This is a genomic window from Pseudomonas sp. 8_5_2, assembly GCF_059295255.1.
Map to the genome: position 1 here is coordinate 4519487 of NZ_CM181238.1, position 26235 is coordinate 4545721.

26 protein-coding genes and 2 pseudogenes are annotated in these 26235 nt (G+C 62.2%); 7 read left to right on the forward strand and 21 right to left on the reverse strand.

The annotated features are described in order from the left end of the window. Positions 1-9 precede the first annotated feature (9 nt). Positions 10-1188 (forward strand): vWA domain-containing protein, encoded by a 1179-nt coding sequence (locus tag AC5O5R_RS20645; RefSeq protein ID WP_172285698.1) that lies wholly within the window; start codon positions 10-12, stop codon positions 1186-1188. Positions 1189-1298: 110 nt separating this feature from the next. On the opposite strand, the gene AC5O5R_RS20650 is transcribed toward AC5O5R_RS20645, so the two are convergent. The 6 genes from AC5O5R_RS20650 to AC5O5R_RS20675 form a co-directional block, all read right to left on the reverse strand. Continuing rightward, complete coding sequence (locus AC5O5R_RS20650; protein ID WP_172285697.1) at positions 1299-2087, reverse strand: RHS repeat-associated core domain-containing protein; 789 nt, start codon at positions 2085-2087, stop codon at positions 1299-1301. Between the two features lie 204 nt (positions 2088-2291). Then, positions 2292-3083: an RHS repeat-associated core domain-containing protein gene (locus AC5O5R_RS20655; protein ID WP_494514718.1), complete on the reverse strand. Its 792-nt coding sequence runs from the start codon at positions 3081-3083 to the stop codon at positions 2292-2294. Positions 3084-3322: 239 nt separating this feature from the next. Next, positions 3323-4240 carry a 5-oxoprolinase subunit C family protein gene (locus AC5O5R_RS20660; protein ID WP_172285695.1) on the reverse strand — a complete coding sequence of 306 codons (918 nt, stop codon included), beginning with the start codon at positions 4238-4240 and terminating at the stop codon, positions 3323-3325. Then, positions 4237-4923, reverse strand: a complete 687-nt coding sequence (gene pxpB / locus AC5O5R_RS20665; RefSeq protein ID WP_494511518.1) for a 5-oxoprolinase subunit PxpB — start codon at positions 4921-4923, stop codon at positions 4237-4239. Before pxpB ends, AC5O5R_RS20660 begins: the two co-directional genes overlap by 4 nt. After that, positions 4920-5702: a 5-oxoprolinase subunit PxpA gene (locus tag AC5O5R_RS20670; RefSeq protein WP_494514719.1), complete on the reverse strand. Its 783-nt coding sequence runs from the start codon at positions 5700-5702 to the stop codon at positions 4920-4922. Before AC5O5R_RS20670 ends, pxpB begins: the two co-directional genes overlap by 4 nt. Before the next feature lie 9 nt (positions 5703-5711). Further along, positions 5712-6998 carry an MFS transporter gene (locus AC5O5R_RS20675; RefSeq protein ID WP_172285691.1) on the reverse strand — a complete coding sequence of 429 codons (1287 nt, stop codon included), beginning with the start codon at positions 6996-6998 and terminating at the stop codon, positions 5712-5714. 129 nt (positions 6999-7127) lie between these two features. Between AC5O5R_RS20675 and AC5O5R_RS20680 the strand changes: the two genes are divergently transcribed. Beyond that, complete coding sequence (locus AC5O5R_RS20680; protein WP_172229328.1) at positions 7128-8042, forward strand: LysR family transcriptional regulator; 915 nt, start codon at positions 7128-7130, stop codon at positions 8040-8042. A 129-nt stretch (positions 8043-8171) separates the two neighbouring features. On the opposite strand, the pseudogene AC5O5R_RS20685 reads toward AC5O5R_RS20680, so the two are convergent. The 5 genes and pseudogenes from AC5O5R_RS20685 to AC5O5R_RS20705 form a co-directional block, all read right to left on the reverse strand. Further along, positions 8172-8625 (reverse strand): annotated as a pseudogene (locus AC5O5R_RS20685) (REP-associated tyrosine transposase). A gap of 171 nt (positions 8626-8796) precedes the next feature. Continuing rightward, a complete protein-coding gene (locus AC5O5R_RS20690; RefSeq protein WP_494514720.1) occupies positions 8797-9792 on the reverse strand; it encodes an IS110 family RNA-guided transposase in 996 nt (331 codons plus the stop codon). A gap of 329 nt (positions 9793-10121) precedes the next feature. Next, complete coding sequence (locus tag AC5O5R_RS20695; RefSeq protein WP_494514721.1) at positions 10122-10643, reverse strand: DUF2937 family protein; 522 nt, start codon at positions 10641-10643, stop codon at positions 10122-10124. Positions 10644-10652: 9 nt separating this feature from the next. Next, complete coding sequence (locus AC5O5R_RS20700; protein ID WP_172229332.1) at positions 10653-11426, reverse strand: class II glutamine amidotransferase; 774 nt, start codon at positions 11424-11426, stop codon at positions 10653-10655. A 13-nt stretch (positions 11427-11439) separates the two neighbouring features. Then, positions 11440-11937, reverse strand: coding sequence for an MFS transporter (locus tag AC5O5R_RS20705; protein ID WP_172229334.1), 498 nt, complete (start codon positions 11935-11937; stop codon positions 11440-11442). A 120-nt stretch (positions 11938-12057) separates the two neighbouring features. On the opposite strand from AC5O5R_RS20705, the gene AC5O5R_RS20710 reads away from it, so the two are divergent. Next, on the forward strand, positions 12058-14100 hold the full coding sequence (locus AC5O5R_RS20710) for a S9 family peptidase (RefSeq protein ID WP_494514722.1): 2043 nt from the start codon (positions 12058-12060) through the stop codon (positions 14098-14100). A gap of 101 nt (positions 14101-14201) precedes the next feature. Here the strand turns inward: AC5O5R_RS20710 and AC5O5R_RS20715 are convergent, their stop codons facing one another. After that, positions 14202-14480, reverse strand: a complete 279-nt coding sequence (locus tag AC5O5R_RS20715) for a hypothetical protein (RefSeq protein ID WP_494514723.1) — start codon at positions 14478-14480, stop codon at positions 14202-14204. Positions 14481-14612: 132 nt separating this feature from the next. On the opposite strand from AC5O5R_RS20715, the gene AC5O5R_RS20720 reads away from it, so the two are divergent. Beyond that, positions 14613-14984, forward strand: a complete 372-nt coding sequence (locus AC5O5R_RS20720; protein WP_172229340.1) for a YajD family HNH nuclease — start codon at positions 14613-14615, stop codon at positions 14982-14984. 71 nt (positions 14985-15055) lie between these two features. Next, the gene (locus tag AC5O5R_RS20725; protein ID WP_172229342.1) at positions 15056-15526 is read left to right on the forward strand and encodes an RNA methyltransferase; all 471 of its coding nucleotides are present in this window, start codon (positions 15056-15058) and stop codon (positions 15524-15526) included. A gap of 189 nt (positions 15527-15715) precedes the next feature. Here AC5O5R_RS20725 and AC5O5R_RS20730 read toward each other — a convergent pair whose 3' ends face one another. From AC5O5R_RS20730 to AC5O5R_RS20755, 6 genes are all read right to left on the reverse strand, one after another. After that, positions 15716-17206: an aldehyde dehydrogenase gene (locus AC5O5R_RS20730; protein WP_172286567.1), complete on the reverse strand. Its 1491-nt coding sequence runs from the start codon at positions 17204-17206 to the stop codon at positions 15716-15718. A gap of 12 nt (positions 17207-17218) precedes the next feature. Then, positions 17219-18112, reverse strand: coding sequence for a dihydrodipicolinate synthase family protein (locus tag AC5O5R_RS20735; protein ID WP_494511525.1), 894 nt, complete (start codon positions 18110-18112; stop codon positions 17219-17221). 73 nt (positions 18113-18185) lie between these two features. After that, positions 18186-19514 carry an MFS transporter gene (locus AC5O5R_RS20740; RefSeq protein WP_494511526.1) on the reverse strand — a complete coding sequence of 443 codons (1329 nt, stop codon included), beginning with the start codon at positions 19512-19514 and terminating at the stop codon, positions 18186-18188. A gap of 179 nt (positions 19515-19693) precedes the next feature. Further along, on the reverse strand, positions 19694-21013 hold the full coding sequence (locus AC5O5R_RS20745; protein ID WP_494514724.1) for an NAD(P)/FAD-dependent oxidoreductase: 1320 nt from the start codon (positions 21011-21013) through the stop codon (positions 19694-19696). A 62-nt stretch (positions 21014-21075) separates the two neighbouring features. After that, on the reverse strand, positions 21076-21792 hold the full coding sequence (locus AC5O5R_RS20750) for a GntR family transcriptional regulator (protein WP_494514725.1): 717 nt from the start codon (positions 21790-21792) through the stop codon (positions 21076-21078). Positions 21793-21867: 75 nt separating this feature from the next. Then, positions 21868-22077, reverse strand: a complete 210-nt coding sequence (locus AC5O5R_RS20755) for a hypothetical protein (protein ID WP_494514726.1) — start codon at positions 22075-22077, stop codon at positions 21868-21870. A gap of 241 nt (positions 22078-22318) precedes the next feature. On the opposite strand from AC5O5R_RS20755, the gene AC5O5R_RS20760 reads away from it, so the two are divergent. Further along, positions 22319-22660: a DUF2892 domain-containing protein gene (locus AC5O5R_RS20760; protein WP_172225605.1), complete on the forward strand. Its 342-nt coding sequence runs from the start codon at positions 22319-22321 to the stop codon at positions 22658-22660. Between the two features lie 267 nt (positions 22661-22927). Here the strand turns inward: AC5O5R_RS20760 and AC5O5R_RS20765 are convergent, their stop codons facing one another. Together AC5O5R_RS20765 and AC5O5R_RS20770 are read right to left on the reverse strand one after the other, a co-directional pair. Then, entirely contained in the window at positions 22928-24136 is a 1209-nt protein-coding gene (locus AC5O5R_RS20765) for a hypothetical protein (RefSeq protein WP_172225602.1), read from the reverse strand. Between the two features lie 40 nt (positions 24137-24176). After that, the gene (locus tag AC5O5R_RS20770; protein ID WP_494514727.1) at positions 24177-24626 is read right to left on the reverse strand and encodes a YcgN family cysteine cluster protein; all 450 of its coding nucleotides are present in this window, start codon (positions 24624-24626) and stop codon (positions 24177-24179) included. 89 nt (positions 24627-24715) lie between these two features. Here AC5O5R_RS20770 and AC5O5R_RS20775 point away from each other — a divergent pair. Next, positions 24716-25171, forward strand: a pseudogene (locus AC5O5R_RS20775) (nitroreductase family protein); the annotation flags it as partial. A 129-nt stretch (positions 25172-25300) separates the two neighbouring features. Here AC5O5R_RS20775 and AC5O5R_RS20780 read toward each other — a convergent pair. Continuing rightward, complete coding sequence (locus tag AC5O5R_RS20780) at positions 25301-26233, reverse strand: D-2-hydroxyacid dehydrogenase (RefSeq protein ID WP_172286561.1); 933 nt, start codon at positions 26231-26233, stop codon at positions 25301-25303. Positions 26234-26235 lie beyond the last annotated feature (2 nt).

Genomic DNA, 26235 nt, shown 5'->3' on the forward strand with positions numbered 1-26235 from the left:
AGCCGGGCCATGCTGCTCAACCTGTTCAATGAAATGCGCGCAGCCAAGGTGCCGGTATCGGTACGCGAGCTGCTCGACCTGCACCACGCCCTGGAAAAGCACGTGGTGTTCGCCGACATGGACGCGTTCTACTACCTCGCCCGCGCCATCCTGGTGAAGGACGAGCGCCACTTCGACAAGTTCGACCGGGCGTTTGCCGCTTACTTCAAAGGCCTGGAAAACCTCGACCGGCACATCGAGGCGTTGATCCCCGAAGACTGGCTGCGCAAGGAATTCGAACGCTCGCTCACCGACGAGGAACGTGCGCAGATCCAGTCGCTGGGCGGCCTGGACAAGCTCATCGAGGCGTTCAAGCAGCGCCTCGAAGAGCAGAAGGAGCGCCACGCCGGCGGCAACAAGTGGATCGGCACCGGCGGCACCAGCCCGTTCGGCTCGGGCGGCTTCAACCCCGAGGGCATCCGCGTGGGCGAGGCCGGCAAGCGCCAGGGCAAGGCGGTGAAGGTGTGGGACCAGCGCGAATACAAGAACCTGGACGACCAGGTGGAGCTGGGCACACGCAACATCAAGCTGGCCCTGCGCCGGCTGCGCAAGTTCGCGCGGCAAGGCGCCGCAGAAGAGCTGGACATCGACGGCACCATCGACCACACCGCACGTGACGCCGGGCTGTTGAATATCCAGATGCGCCCCGAGCGGCGCAACACGGTGAAGCTGCTGTTGCTGTTCGACATCGGCGGCTCGATGGACGCCCACATCAAGGTCTGCGAAGAGCTGTTCTCGGCGTGCAAGACCGAGTTCAAACACCTGGAGTATTACTACTTCCACAACTGCGTGTACGAGTCGGTGTGGAAGAACAACCTGCGGCGCACTTCGGAGCGCTATTCCACGTTCGACCTGCTGCACAAGTACGGCGACGACTACAAAGTGATCTTCGTCGGCGATGCGGCCATGGCCCCGTACGAAATCACCCAGCCGGGTGGCAGCGTGGAGCACTGGAATGAAGAGGCCGGGTATGTGTGGATCCAGCGGTTCATGGAGAAATTCAGGAAAATCATCTGGATCAACCCGTATCCGAAACAGGCCTGGGACTACACCGCCTCCACCCACCTGGTGCGTGATTTGATCGAGGACAAGATGTATCCGCTGACCTTGCAGGGGTTGGAGGAAGGGATGCGGTATTTGTCCAAGTGAGATAGACGACGGGCTGCGAGACGCACTGCAGTACAGCAGCCCGAAGCCCCTTGCGAGCAATTACGTATTTTCAGCGACGTGATTTGAACAAGGGTTGAGTTCTAAACCACCTACTGTCGGCGCCAAGAGCTTATATCTTCAAGCATCGGGGCAATCAGCCGCCTGGCAACCGACTTCAGCCGGAGATGGGCACGATCTCTTTCAAATTTAACTTGATTCCTCAAGATATAAAGTTGCTGAACTATTTCCCCAGCCGCCTCAGGAGACGGAGCCTGACTAAACGCGTCGAGTTTAGAATTAACCTTGAGTCGTCGCTCACGCACACCATGAAATATCTCATTGGAAGAGGCAAATAAACCATTCGGCACCGGGGCCAATGGATCACGACTCAAAGCCAAAACATGATTTAGAACATTTGACGCTTCCGCCCCCTCGATATGCAGAAGATAATCCGGCGAATCTTGCACTAGCGTTATCAACTCCGCTGGACTGGACTGATTAATCATCCTTTTCGTCTCCCTCCACGTGCGCTTGAGTGGTCGCGACGTGCCGGTTTGCAATCGAATTTTGCCAGTCGGGTCAGTATAATTTACCGGATCACCACCACAGTAGCTATAGCCATTGACCCCGCCACTACCAAAGGGACTGAGGCTGTCATATGACAAAAAACCTGACCTCACCACACTTGAAAATCGTCTTCCGCTGCCTAGAAAATAGCCATCAATCAACGAGTCGAATCGCTCCCCAGTGTATCGGAGCAGCGAATCATGCGCCGTCTTACCTTCAGAATAACCATAAGGGGCATACGTATAATTCACCCATGTTTTGATGGATGAATGGGTAGCCACCGAACCCGCTGAGTCCTGATAAACCAAAATCGATTGATCATCACTTTTCATACAAGTGCGCGCCGGGAGCAAAAAATGGCATACGCGAATACACATCCGATGACATTTATCACGTTCCGCCTGCCTGAACTGATCCTTAGCATAAAAGCATCGGATCACCATACCCAACGCTGTCAAACATAAATCATTCCTAGACTAGTATCATCTGAAGCAGCAAACGGCCACTGGCAAAAGTTTCAGTTGCTCGCCATACGGTCAGCTAATCACCCCTGACACACGCACGGAGTTCATCATCGTGACAATCTCATCATGCGACGGATCGTTTTTATCCAACAGGCCTCGACCATCGAAAAAATCAAGCCTGCTTTCAAACAACGCTATTAGGGTCTTGAGGCCCTTCTGCGCAATTTCGGCTTTAGCTGACGCCACAGCCCCGGAGCCCGCTGCTTTCAGAAGTTCCGCCATCCGATTCCAAAATTTCACATTATTTTCGTAATAGTACGCATCTAACCTTGTGATCCCACTCTGCGCGAGATGCCCTGAAAACAGATCGGCAAGCGCCTCCTTCGTCATGTAGCGATACAAACTGGGGAGCTCACTTTTTTTGAATCCTAATAGATATTCTGACATATTTGAATGATCTACCCATTTCAATGAATGACTGACCTGCCCCCCATGCATTTCGCGACCCAGCAGTTGGTGCAAAACATTAGAACGCTTAGGTGATGCCTGAACCACCCTACTATTTTGCCCCGTGGGGTCAATGCGATTTAGCGGATCACCCAAGCAATAACCATAAAGGTTCAACCCTCCAGCACCAAAGGGACTTTTTGGGTCAGGGCTATAAAACCGCATCAATATCGGGCTGTAAATCCTACGCCCTAAGCCCAGCAGATACGAATCACTCAATACATCTCGCCGTTCACCAGAAAACCCGAGTGAAGCGTGCGACTCTGATGCACCACCGTAAATTGTATAAGAAGACTTCTTAACACTTATGCGGAGCTTATTGGCTCTCACCCTAATCTCCAACACGGATAACGACACATGTAGACCACCCTATTTTCACACAGTGGCTTACCGACACAAACTCAATGGCACACCTATCAAATACGGTTCCATCAGTGGCCAACGAAGAAGATAAGACACTCTCTTCACCCTAGGCGAACAGCGGTCGCGCCACAACTGACAAAATTATCAGGTACTGCCTTTAAAAAACGTAAAAAGGGAGGGATGCGCCGCTCCCTATGTAACCCCTCTAGGAGCCCGCAAACAGGCCAGCAGCCTTACACCCAACGCCCCAGATAAAGCTGCTGCTCCCGCCAGGCCTCGTCCTGCACCACCGCCCTGAACCGCACAGAAGCCCCCGGCATGCACTGCGCCAGTTGCGCCAGCGCCAGCGGCGTCAACGCCCCCAGCCGCGGGTAGCCGCCGATGGTCTGCCGGTCATTGAGCAACACGATCGGCTGCCCATCCGGCGGCACCTGCACCGCCCCCAGCGGAATGCCTTCGGAAATCATCGGCGCCCCTTGGTAGACCAACTGCGGCCCCAGCAAGCGAATGCCCATGCGGTCGGCGCGGCTGTCCAGCGTCCACTCGCGGTTGAACGCTTCGAACAGGCTGGTACCGCTGAAATCGCCGATCTGCGCGCCCATCACCAGGTCGAGCACAGGCTTGGGCTGATGACGCGGGCGCAGCGCCTCAGGCACCTCGCGCAGGCTGACCGCGGCATCTGCGAACGCCAGCACCTGGCCTTCGCCAAGCGCCGAACCTTGACCATCAACCCCGCCCAGCTGCTCCCGCACAACGGTGGCACAACTGCCCAGCACCGCCTCGCCCTGGAACCCGCCAGGCGCCGCCAGGTACGCACGCACACCCCGTTTCGGCTGTTTCAGGGTCAACCGCTGCCCCTTGGCCAAGGCAAAGCTGCGCCAGGGTGCGATCGGCTGCTCTTCGACCCGTGCATCCAGATCGGCACCGGCCAGCGCCAGCACGCAATCCTGTTCGGCCACCACGCAGAAACCACCCAGCGTCACCTCGACCACCGGTGCTCCCAACGGGTTGCCGAGCAGCCAGTTGGCCCAGTGCATCGCCACCCAGTCCAGCGCCCCGCCCTGGGTCACGCCCAGGTGGCGCACGCCAAAGCGCCCGGCGTCCTGCAACTGGCACAACGCGGTGCTGGTTTCGATCCTCAACTGCTTCATGCCTGCGCCTCCACATCGCCGCCCAAGGCGACGAAATCGGCCTTCGATACCGCCACAAAGCGCACCCGGTCCCCCGGCTGCAGCAGGCTGTAGCCCTCACGTTCGCGGTCGAAAAGGCGCACGGGCGTGCGCCCGATCAGGTTCCAGCCGCCTGGCGACACCGCCGGATAGGCTGCTGTCTGGCGTTCGGCAATGCCGACACTGCCCGCCGCCACTCGCTTGCGTGGGGTGCTCAGGCGCGGGCTGGCCAGGCGTTCGTCGACCAGGCCCATGAAGCCGAAACCCGGGGCGAAGCCCAGGGCGAACACCGGATAATCGCGCTCGCCGTGCAAGCGGATCACCTCGGCTTCGCTCAGGCCGCTGCGGGCTGCCAGCACGGGAAGCTCAGGGCCGACACTGGCGTGGTACCACACTGGGATTTCGTGACGGCGACCGCCACTGCCGGCGTCTGGCCGCAAACCGTCCAGCGCTTGCTTGATCAATGCCCTCGCCTCGCCCGGCGGCAGGTCGAATTGCACCATCAGCGTGGTATAGGACGGCACCAGATCCAGCAAATGTTCACCGAACGCCACGCTCAAGCGTTGGCTGGCGGCAAGCATCCAGGGCATGTTGGCCTCGTCGATACGCTCGAACAGGCGCACCATCAGGCTATCGAAGGCCACTACTTCAACGCGTGGGTTCATCGTGGCTCCAGTGCATCGAGGGCCAGGCGAATCTGCCGCACAGCCGCCACCGAACTGTCGTTGTCGCCATGCACGCACAGGGTGCTGGCCACCAGCTTCAGTGCACTGCCGTCGTCCGCCACCAGCGTGTCGCCCCGGGCCAGGCGCACGGCCTGCTCCACCACAAGCGCCGGGTCGTGGTGTACAGCACCAGGCAGGCGCCGCGACCGCAGGTGACCACTGGCGGTGTAGGCGCGGTCGGCGAAGGCCTCGAACCACAGTGGCACGCCGATCTCGTCGCCCAAGGCCTGGGCCGCGCGGTTGTCGGCCGTGGCCATGAGCATCAGCGGCAAGGTGCTGTCGTAGGCCGCCACGGCCTCCAGCACGGTACGCAGCTTGAGCGGGTCGGCCATCATGTCGTTGTACAACGCGCCATGGGGTTTCACATAGGCTACGCGGCCGCCCAGCACCTTGCAGATGCCGTCCAGGGCGCCGATCTGATAGTGCAGCATGTCGCGGATTTCCTCGTTGCCGCAGGCCATGGAGCGGCGGCCGAAACCGGCCAGGTCCGGGTAGGCCGGGTGCGCACCGATGCGCACCCCATGCTCCAGCGCCAGGGCGACGGTGCGGCGCATGATGCCTGGGTCGCCGGCGTGGTAGCCGCAGGCGATGTTGGCGCAATCGATGTAAGGCATCACTTCGGCATCCAGGCCCATGCGCCAGCTGCCGAAACTCTCGCCCATGTCGCAATTGAGTAGCAGGCGTTCCACCGCGCGGCCTCCGTTGTTTTTGTTGTCCATATGCCTACCTTACCGCGCCTGCAGCTGTTTGCCGCGTGTTTCCGGCAAGCTCAGCGCGGCCACGATCACCACGCCGTAGGACACGGCCGAGAACACGCCAATGCCCAGGCCCAACGGGACTTTCTGGCCCAGCATGCCGATCATCAGCGGGAACAGTGCCGCGATGACCTTGCCGATGTTGTAGCAGAAGCCCTGCCCCGAACCGCGAATGCGGGTGGGGAACAGTTCAGTCAGGAACGCCCCCATGCCGCTGAAGATCCCCGAGGCGAAGAAGCCCAGCGGGAAACCCAGCCACAGCATGACCCCATCGCTGACTGCCATCTGCGTGTACAGCAGCACGATGACGAACGAGCCCACGGCAAACAGGATGAAATTCTTCTTGCGCCCCAGCAGGTCGGACAGATAAGCGCTGACCACATAGCCGATGTACGAGCCGACGATCACCATGGCCAGGTAGCCGCCCGTGCCCAGCACGCTCAGGCCGCGCTCGTTCTTGAGGAAGGTAGGCAGCCACGAGGTGATGGCGTAGTAGCCGCCCAGCGCGCCGGTGGTCAGCAGCGACGCACGCACGGTGGTCCACAGCATGCCGGGGGCGAAAATTTCGTAGAAGTGCGAAGGTGCCTCGGCGTTTTCCACCGCCTTGGCCTCGCGGTACACCTCCGGGTCTTTGACCAGCCGGCGAACGAAGATGACGAAGATCGCCGGCACCAATCCCAGCAGGAACAGTGCACGCCAGGCCTGCTCGGCCGGCAGCCAGGAGAACAGCAGCGCATAGAGGATGGCGGTAAGGCCCCAGCCAAGCGCCCAGCCGGACTGCACCATCCCGACCGCCTTGCCGCGGTCCTGGGCACGGATGACTTCGCCGATCAGCACCGCACCGGCGGTCCACTCACCGCCAAAGCCGAAACCCATCAGGGTACGGGCGATCAGCAATTGTTCGTAGTTTTGCGCAAAGCCGCAAAGGAAGGTGAAAAAGGCGAACCACAGTACCGTCAACTGCAGGGTACGCACCCGGCCGATACGGTCGGAAAGAATGCCTGCCACCCAGCCACCCACGGCCGAGGCGATCAGCGTGCTGGTGTGGATCAACCCGGCCTCGGTGGTGGTGATGCCCCACAGCATGATCAGCGTGGGGATGACGAAGCTGAGCATCTGCGTGTCCATGCCGTCCAGGCCATAGCCGATCTTGCAGCTCCAGAAGGTGCGCCGTTGTTGTGAGTCGATATCGCGATACCAGGCGAATGGCCCGGACGAAGAGGGGGAACTGACCTGCTGCTGCACGCCGGTGGGGTTCATGCTTGCCTCGGCTTGTTGGTATTGTTTTATAGGCGACTTGAGGGTCGCGGCCTGGGCGTCATTGTTCAGAGGCCGTGTCGCCTGCGTCCAACGAGAAAAACCGCCGGTCTGGAACAAGAAAAACTGATCATGAACCTTCGCTTCCTCGAAACCTTCGTCTGGGTCGCCCGGCTCAAGAGCTTCCGCCTGACCGCAGAAAAGCTGTTCACCACCCAGGCCTCGGTGTCCAGCCGCATCGCCGCGCTGGAGGCTGACCTGGGCGTGAAGCTGCTGCTGCGCGATTCCCGCGGCGTCAGCCTGACCCCGGAGGGCGGCAAGGTGCTGGAATATGCCGAGCGCATGCTGGAAACCGCCAAAGCCATGAAGCAGTCGCTGGACAGTGACCGGGCCAAGCTTGGACGCATCCGCATCGGGGTGATGGACACGGTGATCCACACCTGGATGAGCGCGCTGGTGGCCGAGCTGACCGAGCGCTACCCGCAGGTGGAGATCGAACTGGTGGCCGACACTGCGCTGAACCTGCGCGAGCAGCTGCAAAAGGGCTTTCTCGATGTGATCCTGCAGACCGACCTGCTGCGCGAGCAGTCGATCCGCAGCCTGGACCTGGCACGTTACCCGATGGGCTGGGTGGTGGCGGCCGGTTCGCACCAGCACCGCGACTATGCATCGCTGGCCGAGCTTGGCCGTGAGCGCATCATCACCTTCTCGAAGAACTCTCGGCCGCACCAGGAGGTGCTGAGCCTGCTGCAGGGCGCGGGAGCCGAGGCGCCGCGACTGAACTGCGTGAATTCCGTAGCGGCGATTACGCGGCTGCTGCGCGACGGGTTTGGCATTGGTGCGCTGCCGCCGGCGCTGGTGGACGGTGAGCTGGGCCGGGGTGAGCTGGTGTTACTGACGGGGCTGCAACCCCCGCCGAGCCTGGAGCTGGTGGTGGCCTGGCAAACCGGGGTGGCGCTGGTGGATGAGGTGGTCGGGGTCTGCCGGCAGGTGCTGGAGCGGTATGCGCGGGATGTGGGGGGGCGACGGATTGTGTTGGCTTCGTAGCTGTTCGCCGCTAGGTTTTCCGCGCCTGTGAGATCGAGCGCCGCCCGCGCGGCGCATCGCGGATGAATCCGCCCCTACATTTGTTGCAACGTGCCGCACCTGTCAGGCCATGGTTGTCAGTCTTTGGGATCAGATCCAGATCGCATCCCAATGGGGATAGTCACCGATTCTGGTCACCAATCCTGCTCTTAATGGGTTGGCAATGATGTACCTGGCGGCCTTGACTGCATCTTCTTCCCTGCGCAGAGCGCGGTCGTGATAACCGGCTTGCCAGACGGGGACCGTGAGGGCTCCAGACTTTCGCAAGCAGTGGCTTGACCTCGCTTTGAAGCGACGCATCAGTGTGCTCAGAGTTATTTCTTTCAGCTCGATCAGCCAATGTACATGGTCAGGCATGACAACCCAGGCCAGTGAATGGCAGCTGTTCTCCTGCTCTGCCATGCGCAGATGGCGAATCACGATGCGTGCGCGCTGGAAATTGTCGAACAACGGGTGGCGGTTCTGAGTGACTGTAGTGAGCACAGAGCCTGCCCGGTTCTGAGCACCTACGGCGGCGCAGCAGGCAGCCTTTCGGGCTGAGCATGACGGTCATCCATGAATTGTCTATTCACGTTTCAGCCTAGAATTGCCTGCAATTGGTGCTCGGACGATATGGTTTGCAAATGTGTCCCGAGTTCATGTCATGCGCCAAAGCAGGCGACCATGGCGCAACAGGTTAGGCACGTTGCAACAAATGTAGATACTCTGTTGGCGGTCAAGCTTTTCTGAGGTGTTCAGAGCTGAAAAGCTTGGCCGTATCAAATGGCACATCCCCGCGCATGCATGCCCAGATACCTGTCAGGTATTTGCGCATGACAGCGGCGATAGCTTGCATTTTTTTCTTGCCTCTACCGATCAGCGACTCGTAAAAGGCCTTTGCATAAGGGTCACAGCGCACCGCAGTCAACGCTGGCATATACATGGCTGCGCGTAGATACGCATTCCCACTCTTACCGAGCCGGCCTGGCTTGTCGATGCTTGTTCCAGATTGTGTCTGTCGAACATCCAGCCCCGCATGGCGTGCTACCTGAGAGGACTTGAGCAGTTCAGGCAGTGTGGTCAATTCAGCCAAAGCTGCAAGTGCCGTAACTTCTCCTATTCCGGGGCCTGCGAGTAGTTGCTTGTATTGCTGGGTGAGGGTTGGACATTGGGCGATCAGTTCGCGTCCTGCTTTACGAAAGCGCTCAATGCGAGTGTCCAGGGTGGCAATCGCCTCCTCCTGATCCTCGATCAAAATAGAAATGGTCGTAGCGGTCGCCTGCAGTGCATGCAGCTCATTTTTCGCCCTGGTGCGGTGTCCTACCAGCCGATTGATGTGCCGACCGAGGGCCCTGAGCTCAAGCTGTACAGGGCTTGGCGGTGTCCACAAGCGCGGCGTCATACGCTCGCCGTACTCGGCTAGCAACTGAGCATCTATTGCATCAGTCTTGCTGTTGACCAGCATGAGCTTGACGAAGTTATGGAAACTTTTGGGGTTGATGACTGAAACAGGAAGGTCGGCCGCATGCAGCTCAAGCGCGAGGTCCAAATAATAGATCCCCGTGGCCTCCATCACGATCGTCTTGGGTTTGAGGGCCTGCAGTTTTTTCACCGCTGCCTTGCGGCCAGCGGGTGTCTGGGCGATGTCCCATTGCCCGACAGGGCGCCCATCTTTACGCACCCCAGCAATCGAAGTACGCGAACCGATATCCACGCCAACACAGACACTCATTCTTCCCACCGCATGTGAGTTAGGTAACAATGGCCTCCGGTTCCCCGACCTCGAAATTCATGCCGCTGCAACCTTGTAATGCGAAGTCCGACTAGTCGGCTTCTCGATACTCTTCGTAGTGGGCAATGAGGCGGGGGACCTCTCTACATACAAGGTCAGGGCAAGCCTGCCTTCAGGAGCGATCGGTCTCCCCGGAAGTGCTTCTCGAACCTGACCAGAATAACCTCTCTCGTCAGGGTCAGACACAACATACAAGGAGCGGATTTATCCGCGATGCGCCGCGCGGGCGGCGCTCGATATCCCAAGCACTGTATTGCTCAAGGCGAACGTCAGCGCCAGCTCTCTTTGACCGCCCCACGCCGCCCGCCGAGGATCAGCCAGCCAATCCCAAGCAACAGGCTCTCGACCAGGAACGCCAGAACAAACCCTGCACCAATCCCCCAGCCCACCGCCTCGGGCACCAGCAGAATCTGGTAGCTGTAGCTATTGAGCGTTTCTTCACGCAACTGCGGGTCGGCCTGCACCAGCACATGCCAGGTCCGCTGTGCCCAGGGCCCTTGCAGCGCCTGCCATTCGTTTTCCAGCAGTTCGTTGCGGATCATCAGGCTTTCGATGCTGTTGGCATCACTGTTGAACACCGGGTCGTCGCTGCTGCGGTAATGCCGCAGCAGCGCCTGCAGGTCGCCGTCGAAGAAGCGTTCGGCGGTCTGGCGGAAGCCATCCAGCGCTTCGCGCGACTCGAACAGGTGCGCTTCGACGCGCTGGCTGTAGTCCTTGACCAACCCCGGGACCTGGATACCGGCCAGCAGGCCGAAGGTGAACAGCAGCAACCGCAGGTAACTTCTGAACATGCAGCGTCCTTAGCTCTGGCCGTGCGCTGTGCACTCGCCGTGCCGCCACAAGGCCCATTGACCCGGCTCGTAGCGCTGCCAGGTCTCGTTCTCGGTCAGGGCCTCGGTGGCGATCACCGTGACCACGTCATTGGGGGTGGTTTCGGTATGGAAATCGACGATCAGGTCGACATCCTTCAACCGCGCTGCGCCAAACGGTGCACGTCGGGTGATGTGCACCAGCTTGGTCGAGCAGAAGCAGAACAGCCAGTCGCCATCGCTGAGCATGCAGTTGAACACGCCCCGGCCACGGTAGCCGGCACAGGCTTCGACCAGCACCGGCAGCAACTGTTCCACCGGTACGGGTTCGGGGAAGGCGCTGCGGATGCGGTTGAGCAGGTCGCAGAAGGCAGCTTCGCTGTCGGTGTCGCCCACCGGCCGGTAGAAGCTGACCTCGCCCTTGAAGTCGCCCAACTGGCCGTTGTGCGCGAAGCACCAGTTGCGGCCCCACATTTCCCGCACGAAGGGGTGGGTGTTGGACAGGCAGACCTTGCCGACGTTGGCCTGGCGGATATGGCCGATGACCACTTGGCTTTTTATCGGGTAACGCTGCACCAGGTTGGCCACTTCCGACTCGCTGCTCGCCGCCGGGTCCTGGAACAGGCGCAGGCCACGGCCTTCGTAGAAGCCGATGCCCCAGCCGTCACGGTGCGGACCGGTACGGCCACCGCGCTGCATCAGCCCGGTGAAACTGAAGACGATGTCGGTCGGGACGTTGGCACTCATGCCCAGCAGTTCGCACATGGCGTGTCTCCGCTTACAGACGGGGCTCGACCCGGCCACCGCCGCGCGGGGCGGCTGGGGGCGGGTTGTCACGGTAACGGTCGTGGCGCTCGGCGGCCAGCGGGGCCTGGGTGCCGAGCTGGTCATCCTCGGCCACCTCGCGCTGGGCGGCGGCTTCGGCCTGGGCGCGGCGCTCGCGGGCGCGCTTTTCCAGCGGCCAGCGCAGCAATACGAAAAGCAGATACAGGCCGAACGCGATCAAACCGTACATGGCGAAGTCGGAAACGGCGCGCCAGGCGTTGTTGCCAACCTTGAAGGCGACATCCAAAGCAGTGATGGCGATGGCCGGGGCGAAGCTTTCCTTCACCGGGTCGACGATGGTCGGGGTCAGCAGCAGCACGGCCAGTACCACCCGCAGCGGTTCGCGCAGCCAGCGCCACATCCAGCCGGTGAGCTTGAAGCCAACCAGCAGGCAGCCCAGGGCGGCGACAGCATAGAGGCCCCAGGCGAGGGTGTAGTCGTTCTCGGTCATGGTGTTCGTGCAAGCCAGGCAAAGAGATGCCTATGATAAACACTTTTCCGGGCGCACACAGTGTTTGCCTGTACCGCAGCGAAGCGGCCGGCACAGGCAACCCCAATCAAGAGATCCTCAATGCCAACCAAGCCCCAACCCCCAATCGCCCACCAGGCCCAGGCCGCCGACCCCTATGCCTGGCTGCAACAGCGCGACACGCCCGAGGTGCTCGCCTACCTGCAGGCCGAAAACGCCTACCAGGAGGCCTGCCTGGCCGAGCAGGCGCCCTTGCGCGAGCAATTGTTCGAAGAAATCAAAGGCCGCATCCTCGAAACCGACCTGTCGCTGCCGGCACCGTGGGGCCCCTACCTGTACTACACCCGCACCACCGCGGGTGACGAGTACCCGCGCCACTACCGCTGCCCGCGCCCGGCCGACGATTCGAACACCGTCGATGAAAGCCGCGAGCAACTGCTGCTCGACCCCAATGCCCTGGCCAACGGCGGCTTCCTGTCGCTGGGCGCGTTCAATGTCAGCCCCGACCATCGCCTGCTGGCCTACAGCCTCGACACCAGTGGCGATGAAATCTACACCCTGTACGTCAAGGACCTGGCCAGCGGCAGCGTCACCACCCTGCCCTTCGACGACTGCGACGGCAGCCTGACCTGGGCCAACGACAGCCAGACACTGTTTTTCGCCGAGCTGGACGACACCCACCGGCCCTGGCGCCTGCGTCGCCACACGCTGGGCAGCGACAACGCCCAAACCGTGTTCGAAGAGCCTGACGGGCGCTTCTTCCTGCACTGCTACCGCACCAGCTCCGAACGCCAGCTGGTCTTGCTGCTGAACAGCAAGACCACCAGCGAGGCCTGGGTGCTGGACGCCGAAACCGCGCAGGCGCCGTTCACCTGCCTGGCGCCGCGGGTCGAAGGCCACGAATACTTCCCCGACCACGGCCAGCTCGATGGCGAGTGGCGCTGGTTCATCCGCACCAACCAGGACGGCATCAACTTCGCCTTGTACCACGCCCAGGTCTCGCCGGTACCACGCCGTGAGCAATGGCAGGTGTTGGTGCCGCACCGCGACGCGATCATGCTCGAAGGCCTCAGCCTGAATGCCGGCGCCCTGACCCTGAGCCTGCGCGAGGGCGGCCTGCCGATCATCGACGTGCGCCCGCAGGGCCTGCCGGCCTACCGCGTCGAGCTACCAGACGCCGCCTACAGCCTGTACGTGCAGGACAGCCTGGAGTTCGCCAGCACGCGCATCCGCCTGCGCTACGAGGCACTCAACCGCCCGGCGCAGGTACGCCAGCTGGAACTCGCCAGCGGCGAGCAGGCTGTGCTCAAGCAAACCCCGGTGCTAGGTGCATTCGATGCCGATGACTATGTCAGCGAGCGCGTGTGGGCCACTGCGGCGGACGGTACCCAGGTGCCGATCAGCCTGGTGCGCCGCCGCCAGGACCTTGGCCAGACCGTGCCGCTTTACCTGTATGGCTACGGTGCCTACGGCGAGAGCCTGGACCCGTGGTTCTCGCATGCCCGCCTGAGCCTGCTGGAACGCGGCGTGGCCTTTGCCATCGCCCATGTGCGCGGCGGCGGCGAACTGGGCGAGGCGTGGTACCGCGCTGGCAAGCAGGAGCACAAGCACAACACCTTCAGCGACTTCATTGCCTGCGCCGAGCACCTGATCGCCGAAGGCGTGACCGCTGCCGAACGCCTGGCCATCAGTGGCGGCAGCGCCGGGGGCCTGCTGATCGGCGCGGTGCTGAACCTGCGTCCCGAGCTGTTCCGTTGTGCGATTGCCGAAGTACCGTTCGTCGACGTGCTCAACACCATGCTCGACCCCGAGCTGCCGCTGACCGTGACCGAGTACGACGAATGGGGCAACCCTCAAGAGCCGCAGGTGTACGAGCGAATCAAGGCCTACGCCCCCTATGAAAACGTGATGGCGCAGGCCTACCCGGCGATGCTGGTGGTGGCGGGTTACAACGACAGCCGCGTGCAGTACTGGGAAGCGGCCAAGTGGGTGGCACGGCTACGCACGCGCAAGACCGACAGCAACCTGCTGCTGCTCAAGACCGAGATGGGCGCCGGGCATGGCGGAATGAGCGGGCGGTATCAGGGGTTGAAGGATGTGGCCCTGGAGTATGCGTTCGTGTTTGGCGAGCTGGGTGTGGTGTGAGGCTTGAAGGGTTCGCCGATAGGTTTCTGCGCCTGTGAGACCGAGCGCCGCGCGGGCGGCGCTCGATCTCACAGGCGCCAAAAAACTAAAGTCGTACAGCCCTAATCATCATCCACCGCCGGCTTCGCAGGCTCTGGCCGGATCCCCGGCAATGGCTGGTCCTTCGGCGGCCCGGGCACCGGCATCGGTGGCAACAACGGTGCCCCCGGCTGGCTGTCATAGGCCTTGGGCGGTGTGCTCGGGGTTATCTGCGGGTAAGGCGTGGGCGTTGGCGTACCCGGTGCACCCGGCACCGGCGTGGTCAGCCGGGGGGGTGTACTGGCGGCTTCAGCCAAGGGCAGGCCAGCCACAACCAGCGCGGCGAGGATCGCGTGAAACATCAGCAACCTCCTGTCGGGAACCTTCCTACAGGCTACGCCTAAATCGAAGCTTTCGCCTGTCCGCCTGCCCGGCAAGCGCGCTAGACTCAATGCCATAACCGTCATCTGCCTGATCAGAACAAAGGAAACACCATGAGCGCCACCTCTTCCGCCGCCGCCACCGCGCGCCTGGACCGCATCCTGGCCGATGCCAAGCGCGACAAGGAAATGGGCTACCGCGACAAGGCCCTGAGAATGTATCCGCACGTCTGCGGCCGCTGTGCCCGTGAATTCGCCGGCAAGCGCCTGAGCGAGCTGACCGTGCACCACCGTGACCACAACCACGACAACAACCCGCAGGACGGCTCCAACTGGGAGCTGCTGTGCCTGTACTGCCATGACAACGAGCACTCGCGCTACACCGACCAGCAGTACTTCAGCGATGGCTCGCTCAGCACCCCGAGCATTGCCAAGGCCACCCACAACCCGTTTGCCGCGCTGGCCGGGATGATGAAGAAAGACTGACCATCGATTCGCCCCCCGCTGCTACCGGGCAGCCCGTATAATCGCGCTTTTTTCGCGAAGGGCCCCGGTACGTGGCAAACAAACGATACAGCTGCATCGGCCTGTTCAACCCCAAGTCTGCCGAAAACGTCGGCTCGGTGATGCGCGCCGCCGGCTGCTATGGCGTCAATTCGGTGTTCTATACCGGCAAACGCTACGAACGCGCCCGTGACTTCGTCACCGACACCAAGCGCGTGCACTACGACATTCCCCTGATCGGCATCGACGACCTGCAGCGCATCATCCCGCTGGGGTGCACACCGGTAGCGGTAGAGCTGGTGGAGGGCGCGCGGCCGCTGCCCGAATACACTCACCCGGACCGGGCCATCTATATCTTCGGGCCGGAGGATGGTTCGTTGAGCGAGGATGTGCGGGCGTGGTGTGAAGAGACCATCTATATCCCGACCGAAGGTTGCATGAACCTGGCGGCGACGGTGAATGTGGTGCTGTATGACCGTTTGGCCAAGGGGTTGAATACCCGTTCGGGGCCCAAGTTCAAGTAAGGAAAAAGGCCGCACTTGCAGTGCCTGTACCGGCCTCATCGCCGGCAAGCCAGCTCCCACAGGAAGTGCGCAGGCCGTGAAGACTGCGGGTACCTGTGAAAGCTGGCTTGCCGGCGATGAGGCCCGCACAGCCACCACAAAAGCGGCCAGGTGCTGAGCTCCGTCAGAACAGCACCGGTCTTGCTCGGATCACGAAGCGTTGATCCAGATGGTCTTCAGCTCCGTGTACTGGTCGTGGGCCCAGATCGACTTGTCGCGCCCACCGAAACCAGACTCTTTGTAGCCACCGAACGGCGTGGTGACATCACCTTCGCCGAAGCAGTTGACCGTGACCACGCCCGCGCGGATTTCACGCGACAGGCGCAGCGCATTGCGCAGGCTGCCGGTGTAGGCCGAGGCAGCCAGGCCGTAGACGGTATCGTTGGCCAGTTCGATCGCCTCGTCGATGGTCTCGAAGCTGGTCACGCTCAGCACCGGGCCAAAGATTTCCTCGATGAACAGCTTGTTGTCACGGCCAACGTTGTCGACGATGGTCGGCTGAATGAACACGCCCTGTTCCGCTTCGCCACCTTGAACGACGTCAAGCTTGTGCTCGGCCGCGTATTCCAGGTACGACTTGACCTTCTCGAAGTGCGACTTGCTGACCATGGCGCCCAGGCGGTTGTCCGGGTCGAGCGGGTCGCCCAGCTTCCAGTCCTTCAGGTGCTTGCCGATCAGGCTCAGCAGCTCGTCCTTGACGTCCTTGTGGACGATCAGGCGCGACGATGCAGAGCAGTTTTCGCCCATGTTCCAGAACGCACCGGCAGTGACAAATTCGGCCACTTCGTTCAGGTCTTCGCAGTCGTTCATGACCACGGCCGGGTTCTTGCCACCCAGCTCCAGAACGATGCGCTTGAGGTTGGACTCGGCAGCGTACATCAGGAAAAGGCGGCCGGTATCGGTGGAGCCGGTGAAGCTGACCATCGGGATGTCCATGTGGCGGCCAATGGCTTCGCCCACTTCACGGCCACCGCCAGGCACCAGGTTGAACACACCGGCCGGGATGCCAGCCTCATGGGCCAGCTCGGCCACGCGCAGGGCGCTGAGGGTGGTTTCCTTGGCGGGCTTGACCACGATCGAGCAACCGGCGGCCAGCGACGGGGCGATTTTCCAGGCCAGCATCAGCAGCGGGAAGTTCCACGGCAGCACCAGGCCGACCACGCCGATGGCTTCACGCACCACCATGGTCACGGCAGCGTTGCCGGTCGGGGCAGTGGCGTCGTAGATCTTGTCGATCAGCTCGGCGTGCCAGCGAATGGTGTGGATGGTTTCCGGCACGTCGACGTTCTGGCACTCGCTGACCGGCTTGCCGCTGTCCAGCGCTTCCAGCACCGCCAGCTCGTGGGCGTTGTCTTCCAGCAGCTGGGCGAACTTCTGCAGCACGTGCTTGCGGTCGTTCGGCTGCATCTTCGACCAGGTGCCTTCCTCGAACACGCGCTTGGCGGCAGCCACGGCAACGTCGACATCCTGCACGTCACAGGCGGCGACTTCTGCCAGCTGCTTGCCGGTAGCCGGGTTGGTGGTGACGAAGGTGCGGCCCGAAATGGCGTCGCGGAATTCACCGTCGATGAACGCCTGGGTGCGCAGCTGCAGTTCGGCGGCAATGGCCGCGTATTGTTCCTTGCTCAGCAAATCAGCCATGGTCCCGGCTCCTTATTTGATCTGTGCGATGGTGGCCTTGAGTTCGGTGACCACGCGCTTGAGTTCTTGCTTCTCGGCCTCATTCAGGTCGTACAGCGGCTTGCGCACGCCGCCGGTCTTCAGGCCGTTCAGGGCTACACCGTTCTTGATCGCCTGGACAAACTTGCCACCTTCGAGGAAGTCCATCAGCGGCATCATGGCAGCCATGATCTTGCGGCCTTTGGCGAAGTCCTTCTCGATCACGCAGGCCTCGTACAGGGCCACGTGCTCGCGCGGGATGAAGTTGGAGCCGGCGCAGACCCAGCTCTGGGCGCCCCAGGCGAAGAATTCCAGGGCCTGGTCGTCCCAGCCGCACGACAGCTGGATGTTCGGGCGGTGGATGGCCAGGCGGTGCAGCTGGGCCATGTCACCGGAGCTTTCCTTGATGGCGACGATGTTTTTCACATCGGCAACGGCATCGAAGAACTCCTCGCCCATGCTCACGCTCATGCGGCCCGGGTAGTTGTAGAGCATGATCGGCAGGCCGGCGGCGGCGTCGACAGCTTTGACGTGCAGGGCGATTTCCTGCTGGGTCGGCAGCGCGTATGGCGGGGTGCCCACCAGCAGGGCGTCAGCCTTGATTTCCTTGGCGTGCTGGGCGAAGGCCACGGCGTCTTCGGTGCGGATGCCACCGGTGCCGACGATCAGCGGCAGGCGGCCGTTGAGCACGTCCTTGGCCTGGGCGGCCAGCTCGATGCGCTCTTGGGTGGTGTGGGCGTAGTACTCGCCGGTGGAGCCACCGATGATCACGCCGTGGATTTTCGAGTCGACCAGATATTCGAGGACTTCGGCGAACGCCGCCTTGTCGATCGAGCCGTCCGCAGCCAGCGGAGTGATTGCCGGGGTGTAGATGCCTTCGAATTTCACGGTAGGTTCTCCAGTGCGTTGCTCAGTGTCGTAAAAGCCGCAGCGCAAGGACGCTGCGGCAGGTTGTAAGGGTTCAGCCCAGCGAAGCCGCTTGTTGCAGGTTCAGCGAACGGGTTTCCGGTGCCAGGGCGAGCGAGAAGGCCAGGCCGACGAAGGTGACCACGGCGGCGGCATACATGGTTGCGCCGATGCCGTAGCTGTCGAGCGCGATGGGCACCAGCCAGGTGCCGACGGCAGCGCCGATGCGCGACATCGAGGTGCCCACACCCACCGCGCCAGCGCGGATCTCGGTCGGGAACAGTTCGTTGGGGTACACCAGCTGCAACACCTGGGCGCCACCGATGAACAGCGCATAGGCGCCGAACAGGGCCAGGATGAGCATCTCGTTACCGTTGCTGAAGGCACCCAGGCCCAGCAGCGCCAGCCCTGACCAGAAGAAGCTGTGCAGCAACGTGGTGCGGCGGCCGATGGTGTTCAGCAGGCGGGTGCCGATGATGCAGCCGACCACGAACAGGAACGTGATGGCGATCGAACCGATCGATGCCCAGTCACCCTTCAGGTTGAGTGCGCCCAGCACCCGGGGGGCGAACGCGTAGACGGCGAACACCGGGATCACCGAGCAGGTCCAGAACATGGTGACGAACAGCATGCGCTTGCCGTAGCCGGAGTGCAGCAGGCTGAGGAACGACAGCTTGTGGGTCTTGGGCTCCTCCGGCAGGTTTTTCAGTGAAAAACCGTTGCCGTACACGCGCTTGATCACCTGTTCGGCTTCGGCCGAACGGCCTTTGCTGATCAACCAGCGCGGTGATTCCGGGGTGCCCAGGCGAATTGCGAACAGCAGCGCACCGATCACGGCGGCACTGGCCAATACCAGGCGCCAGGCATCGTCGCCGCCGTGGCGCAAAATCGCCTCACCCGCCAGGTAGGCAGTGGCAGCACCGGCGAACCACAGCACGGTCAGGGTGGCCAGGCGTGGGCCACGGTTTTTCTTGGGCAGGAACTCCACCAGCAGCGAGGTGGCGACCGGGTATTCGATACCCACCGCAATGCCGATGGCAAAGCGCAGCAGGAACAGGGCCAGCGCCGATTCCACCCAGAACTGCGCCACCGAGGCCAGGATGAACAAGGTCGGGCCGACGAAAAACACGCGTTTGCGGCCAAAGCGGTCAGTCAGCCAACCGCCGAAGAAGCCACCGAAGAAAATGCCGATCAGCGCCGAGGCGGCAATCATGCCCTGCCAGAAACTGGTCAGGCTGAGGCCTGCAGACATCTGCACCATGGCCACGCCAATGATGCTCAATACATAGCCGTCGACGAACGAACCGCCACCGGAACGCAAGGTCAGCAACTGGTGGAAGTTGTTGATCGGTACATCTTCAATCGAAACATTGGTACTTGTCATTGTTGTTCCTACCACTCTGCTACATGCACATTTTCAAGGCGAGCGAGTCCGCGAAACTGAATACAGCACTCAGCCCCGGGTGAATGGCCTGCTGGCCAATCATCGATTTCGGGCAAAGGGTGCCCGTGCCGGCTAAATAACCTCCGGCATCAAGTATTCAAATTACAACTCGTCAGCGCTCAGCTTTCCTGGCCAGCGCGGAACTGCCCCCACATCAGGTTGGCGTTCAAGCCCAGTGAAACCAAAGGCTGCGGCGGGTTGGCGCAAGGCCCGGGGGCATTCAGCAAAAACTCGATCAGTTGGTTCTTGTCACCGGCCAGCCAGTCGGCCAGCAACTTGCCGGTGACCGTGCCACGGGTAACGCCCAGGCCATTGCAGCACAGTGCGCCAACTACATTGGGCGCCAACTTGCCAAAGAAGCCCATGTGGTTGCGCGACAGTGCCAATGCACCGCCCCAGGTATATTCAAAGTTGACCCCGGGCAGCATCGGGAAGCGCCGGGCGAACGATTCGCGGTGACGCTGGACGAAACGCTCCAGGTATTTGCGGTTGCTGCGCCCGTCGGGGTTGTAGCTGAAGCTGTTGCGAATCAGCAGGCGGTTGTCGACGGTGCGGCGCATGGTGGTGCCGAACGGGTCGGCAGGGATCACGCCCCAGTAGGGTTTGCCACCCAGGCGCGCCTGCTCTTGCTCGGTCAGCGGGCGGGTGATACTGCCGTAGGTGAACACCGGCAGCATGCGGCCCTTGAGGAAGCCGAAGCTCATGCCGAACGCGTTGGTGGTGAGTACCAGCTTGTCGGCGGTAATCGAACCGTTGGCGTGGCGCAGCACCACCTTGTCGCCGTACTGAACGTCGGTGATCGGCGTCTTCTCGTACAGCGACACGTTGCCCGGCAGGCTGTCGGCCAGGCCTTTTACCAGCGCCGAAGGCTGCAACAGAGCAGTGCCTGGGGTGAACAGACCCTTGCGGTAGAAGTGCGTACCGATGTGATCGGGCAAATCGCGCCCTTCGATCACTTCGTAGGGCTGGCCGAGCTTGTCCAGGCCGCGGCGGTAAGCATCCAGCACGGCAATGCCGCGGTCTTCGATGGCCGCCTGATATTTGCCGCAATGACGGAACTGGCACTCGATGTCGTAGCGTTCGATCAGTTCCTTCAGGTTTTCCTGGCCGCCCAGGTTGAGCTTGAGCACGGTCTTGGCGATGTCGATGTCGCCAATGTAGTCCTCGGCGCCGATGTCGTGCGGCAGGTCGATGGCAAAACCGGCGTTGCGCCCGGAGGTGCCAAAGCCGACTTCCTGGGCTTCGACCAGCACGATTTCGTCATCCGGAAAGTTCGTTGCCAGCTGCCGCGCGGCAGCCAGGCCGGTGAAACCGGCGCCGACCACCACCCAGCGTGCCTGGCTGTTACCACTGTGGGTCGGCCTTGGCGTGCGGGGCTTGCTCAGGTGATACCAGCCACAGGTGGCGTCATCAGCAGGTAACGAACTTATTCTTGTCATGTCACTAACCTGGATCTTGTCGTTGTCGTGTGGTCAGCAGCGGCGGCCCTGACCTTGGTCTTTCATATCTGGATCGGTACATCCAGCCCTTGCGGTGCGGCGTACTCGGCCATGCGCCGGCGCGACAGCTCGAAGTGCTCGCGCACCAGATGGCCAGCCATCTGCGGGTCGCGGCGCTCGATGGCCTGGATCATCTGCTCGTGCTGCTCGCAGGCCGCCTCGAGGTCGCGCTGCATGTCATCGGTGGTCGGGTCGCGATAGAAGATCTTGCCCAGCCGGGTGTGGTCGATCAGCAGGCGACGCAGGCTCGGCATCAGGTAGTCGTTGTGCGCCATCCGGCCGATTTCGAGGTGGAAGGCGTCGTTGTAGAGCACACGGTTTTCCACGTCACGCTCTTCGATGGCGCGGCGGAACTGGGCCTGAATGGCCTTGAGCACTTCGATTTCTTCGGCGCTGGCGTAGGTGGCGGCCAGTTGGGTGGTGGCAACGTAGATAAGCGGGGCGGCCACATAGAAGCTGTGCAGCGACTCGTGGTTCATGGCGGCGACGCGTGGCGCGCGGTTGGCCTCCAGCTCGATGTAGCCTTCGGCGGCGATCTGGCGCAGCAGCTCACGCACCGGGGGACGCGACAGGCCAAACTCGTCGCACAGGGCCAGCTCGTCCACCACGGCGCCCGGGGCCAGTTCCATACTGAGGATCCGGCGGCGCAGTGCTTCTGCAAGGACGGCTTTGCGGTCCTGCGGCACTTCTGCGGTGAGTGGTTGAACGGTGGCTTTCATGGCGGCCTTCTTTGTTGTCATAGCGCTATGTCTACTATTTGTATAACGACTATATGGCACTGTTAGACAATGTGTCTACAGCATTTTCGATGAACGGTGAAAACTGTCTGGGCCTTTGTTTTCAAGGCTTGGAGCGGTTTTTAGAGGTGAGATTAAACACCCTTGAAGCTGCATTGCCAAACCGGACAGGTATTTATCCGTTTCAGACAAATGGGCGATGAGGGCCCGCCCGACACTGACCGCACAAACAAAAAAAAACCTTGCATGCAGGAGCTTCTCTTTCATTCAGACCCGTCAGACTTACGCAGATGACAAGGCCTCGCGCCGCGCATGCCGCTTGGGTCAGCAGCACCGTCATGCTCAGGGCAAAGACTCAGGCATCGAGGTGCGGGAGCCAGTTATTGAGCACTACGCCTGCGGCATTAGCAGAGCCTTCGCCGCGACAGGGCATGTCGTTTGGCGTGCCGACTGAACGATGGCGGCGGCGGGCAGGTCAGCTGCTTACACTTCCCAAGGAGGCTTTGCCATGCTTGATATTCATTCCCCGGCAGCGCAGTCCGAGCACAATGTTCATGGCCTGGAACGGGTCAGTTCGCTGGCCGGTGGGGCGCTGATGCTGAGCAAGGGCCTGCGCCATGGCGGCCTGGTCGGCATGCTGCAGATGGTGGTGGGTGGTTTGGCGGTGGCGCGCGGGGTCAGCGGCCATTGCTCGACCAAGGCCTGGTGGCGGCGCCATCGGCAGGAGTACCAACGGTTGCGTGCGGACATACAGCGCAGCGGGGCGGAGCTGGAGGCACTGAAGGCCAGTGCCGAGGCGGCGACGCGCGGGGTGACGGTGACTGGCAAGGATCCGTTGGCTGGCGGTTGATTTTGCACTGCCTGGGCGGGCCCTATCGCCGGCAAGCCAGCTCCCACAAAGGGCTCGTGGCTGCATGCATATCACCAGCCTGTGCTGGCCTCTTCGCGGGCTTGCCCGCTCCCACGGGTTGTGCGCAAGTCTGGAAGGCAGTGCAGTACCTGTGGGAGCTGGCTTGCCGGCGATAGGGCCAGCACCGGAGAGCAACAACCTGCCAATCAGTAACCCACGGTGGGAGCGGGCGCGCCCGCGGAGAGGCCGGTACAGGTAAAGAAATGCTTAGCGCAACGCTTTGCTCTGCAACACCTCGGAACGCCGCCCCAGCACGTTCTCGCTGATCTGCACAAAGTCCTCGGTACTGACGCTGGGCAACCGCATCAACCCCCGCACCACATCATCGAGCGAACGCTTGGCCTGGGTGTGTATGCGGATTTCCTTGTCCAGCGCCTGCAACAGCATCACCCCACGCGCCACCTGGGCCGGCGTTGCGCGGTCAGCCTTGAGCCGGGTGACCTTGGCGCCCTGCTTGCTCAGCCGTGCCTGCCAGGCCAGGTAACGGTCATCGCTCACCCCGCCCGAACGGCGCAGCAACTCGCTGGCGTAATAATCGGTCAGGCTTTCCACGAGCCAGTCATTGCCGTCGCGCCCACGGATCTGCGCAAACAACTGCACCACTTCGCGCAGCAACGGGCTGCTGCCGTTCTCGCTCACCATCGGCCGGGCGCTGTGCAGGTACAGAGAACCCTGCGCCGCCATCGCGCCGCGCCACATGCCGTCCCGGGCACCGACCAGCAGCAGCTTGGGCGGGTTGCGCGGGAACACCGCCTGCAACTGCGGCCACACAAAGGTCAGCAAGGTCAGGCTGTCCATGCGCCGCATGCCCTGCCCGACCGGCGCGGCCACGGTCACCTCGGTATCGCCCAGGCGGGCGCGGCGGCTGCCCAGGTCACCGGCAAGCATCCAGCCGGTCGGGCGGTCGAACAGGCGCGAAACGTTGTCGATGCGGAACTTGTCCTTGCCCACGCGCGGCCAGGATGTCTCGATGCTCTTCCAGCCATCGGGCAGGTCGAACGCCAGGCGCGCCACCAGCTCGGTGCCGTCCTGTTGGTCGAGGCGCGCCGGTGGCACCAGCTGGTCGCCCATGAACAGCGCCCAGTGCGGGGTGATTCGCGATGAATAGGCACCGCTGCCGAGCTTCTGGTCCAACTGCACGCGGTAGCTGAGGCTGGTCTTGCCCGCTGCGGGCTGCCACACGCCGCGCTGGCCCTGCAACTGCCATTGGCCATCAGCCTGGAAACCGCTGTAGGCCCCGGCCTTGCCCAGGTCGAAATCCAGGCTGCGCACTGCGCTGCCGTCGGCCAGGGTGAGGCGGACCTCGGCCTGGCCACTGGCCGGTAACAGGCGCACCTGGTAATCAAGATCGACCTTTTTTGCCCAGGCGGGCGCACTGGCCATCAGGCCTACAAGCAACAACAGCTGACAACGCATACAGAAACTCCTTGTTCCCCGTGGCAGCGGGCCGCGCCGCTCAGCTGGCGCGGAAGATCAGGTGGTCTTCCCAGTCGTCTTCGTGCACATCGTGCTCACTGAGCATACGCCCCGACTGGGAAATACGCTGTTCATGCACCTGCTTGCGGTCACCGCAGATCAGGTGGTGCCAGGCCGGCAGGTCCTTGCCCTCGCTGACCAGGCGGTAGCCACAGGTGCTGGGCAGCCACTTGAACTGGTCGGCCTTGCCCGGGGTGAGCTGGATGCAGTCAGGCACGTGGGTGAAACGATTGGGGTAGTCGCTGCACTGGCAGGTTTCGAGGTCCAGCAGCTTGCAGGCGATACGCGTGTAATAGACGCTGTTGTCGTCCTCGTCTTCCAGCTTTTGCAGGCAGCACAGGCCGCAGCCGTCGCACAGCGACTCCCACTCTTGCGGGCTGAGTTGTTCGAGGGTCTTGCGCCGCCAGAACGGCGCGTTTTCAGCGATCATCACACGGAGTTCCTGCATTCATCTTGGGGCCACGGCGCGCGGCGGCGCCAGTCTAGAGCCTGGCCTTCGGCAAAGCCAGACCGCTTGTCAGTCGTTGCAACTCGCAGCCTTGGCGCTTTCTTTATGCCCGCCGTGACACACCAAACTGGGAGCGTTACCTGAACCTGCTGGCGCCGTTCAACCGCAGCTGGGCGCAACAGGCGTCGGCGCTGGTGCTGATCATGTCCAGGACCACCTTCGCGGCACCTGGCGCCACGGAAGAAAAGCCGGCGCTGTGGCATACCTTCGACACAGGCTCCGCCTGAGGCCACCTGGCCCTGCAGGCCAGCATCAGCGGCTGGCATACCCATGGCATGGCCGGTTTCGACCAGGACCTGGCGCGTCAGGAACTGAAGGTGCCCGAAGGCTACGTGCTGCATGCCATGGTGGCGATCGGCAAGCTCGGTGACAAGGCCAGCCTGGACGAGGCGCTGCAGGCCCGTGAAGCGCCGACCCCGCGCAAGCCGTTGAGCGAGCTGGCTGCCGAGGGTGATTTCAGCCTGTAAGCCTTGTGTCGGCTGTACCGGCCTCTTCGCGGGTGAACCCGCTCCCACAGGTACCCACATTACTCAGGTACTTTGCAAGCTGTGTGGGAGCGGGTTCACCCGCGAAGAGGCCGGTACAAGCACTGCAAATCAATAGCCCCGAGCGAAGTCGACTTCGCCACGCATCCCCTGCCCTGCTTCATACGCCCGCACATTCTCGACAAACAACCGCACCATCGCCGCCGGGGAGGTAGGCGCCGAGCTGTGCCCGGTCAGCAGCAAGCCCCAGGCGGTCCAGAACGGATGCTGCTTGGGCAGTGGCTCCTGCCGGCACACATCGATCACCGCGCCGGCCAAGTGGCCTTCCTTCAGCGCCGCTACCAGGTCGGCATCGACCACCGCCACGCCACGCCCGGCATTGATGAACAGCGTAGTGGGCTGGAAGCACTTGAACAGCGCCGCGTCATACAGGTCATGGGTGGCCGGGGTATCCGGCAACAGGTTGAGCACGTAGTCCACTTGCCCGACCATGCGCGGCAGGTCGGCCAGCGCCGCCACCTCGACGAACGGCGCCTGTGCACGGGCGCTGCTGGCAACGCCGTACAACGCCACGCCAAATGGCTGCAGGAACTCGGCCACACGCTGGCCAATGTCACCGGTACCGACAATCAGCACCTTGCGCCCTTCAAGGCTGCACCCCGGGCGGTCATCCCAGCGCCGCTCCACCTGGCTGACCAGTCGCGACAGCACTTCGCGCTCGTGGCCGAGCATATAGGTGAGCATGTACTCGGCCATCACCTGGCCGAAGATGCCCACCGCACGGCTCAGGCGGTAATCACGCGGCAGGCCTTCGGCCAGCAACGGCGTGACACCGGCCCAGGTCGACTGCATCCAGGCCGGCTTGAGCCCCTGCCGCAGCAGGGTTGCCAGCAGGTCTGGCTGGCCCAGCCACACCGGGCATTGTGCTGCCTGGCAGGCCAGTTCGGCAGAGTCGCCGCTGGTCAGGATTTCTACGTCTGGGGCGGCTTCGTGCAACAGCTCGGCGTAACGGGCATGGTCATGCTCAGCGATCAGTACTCGCATGA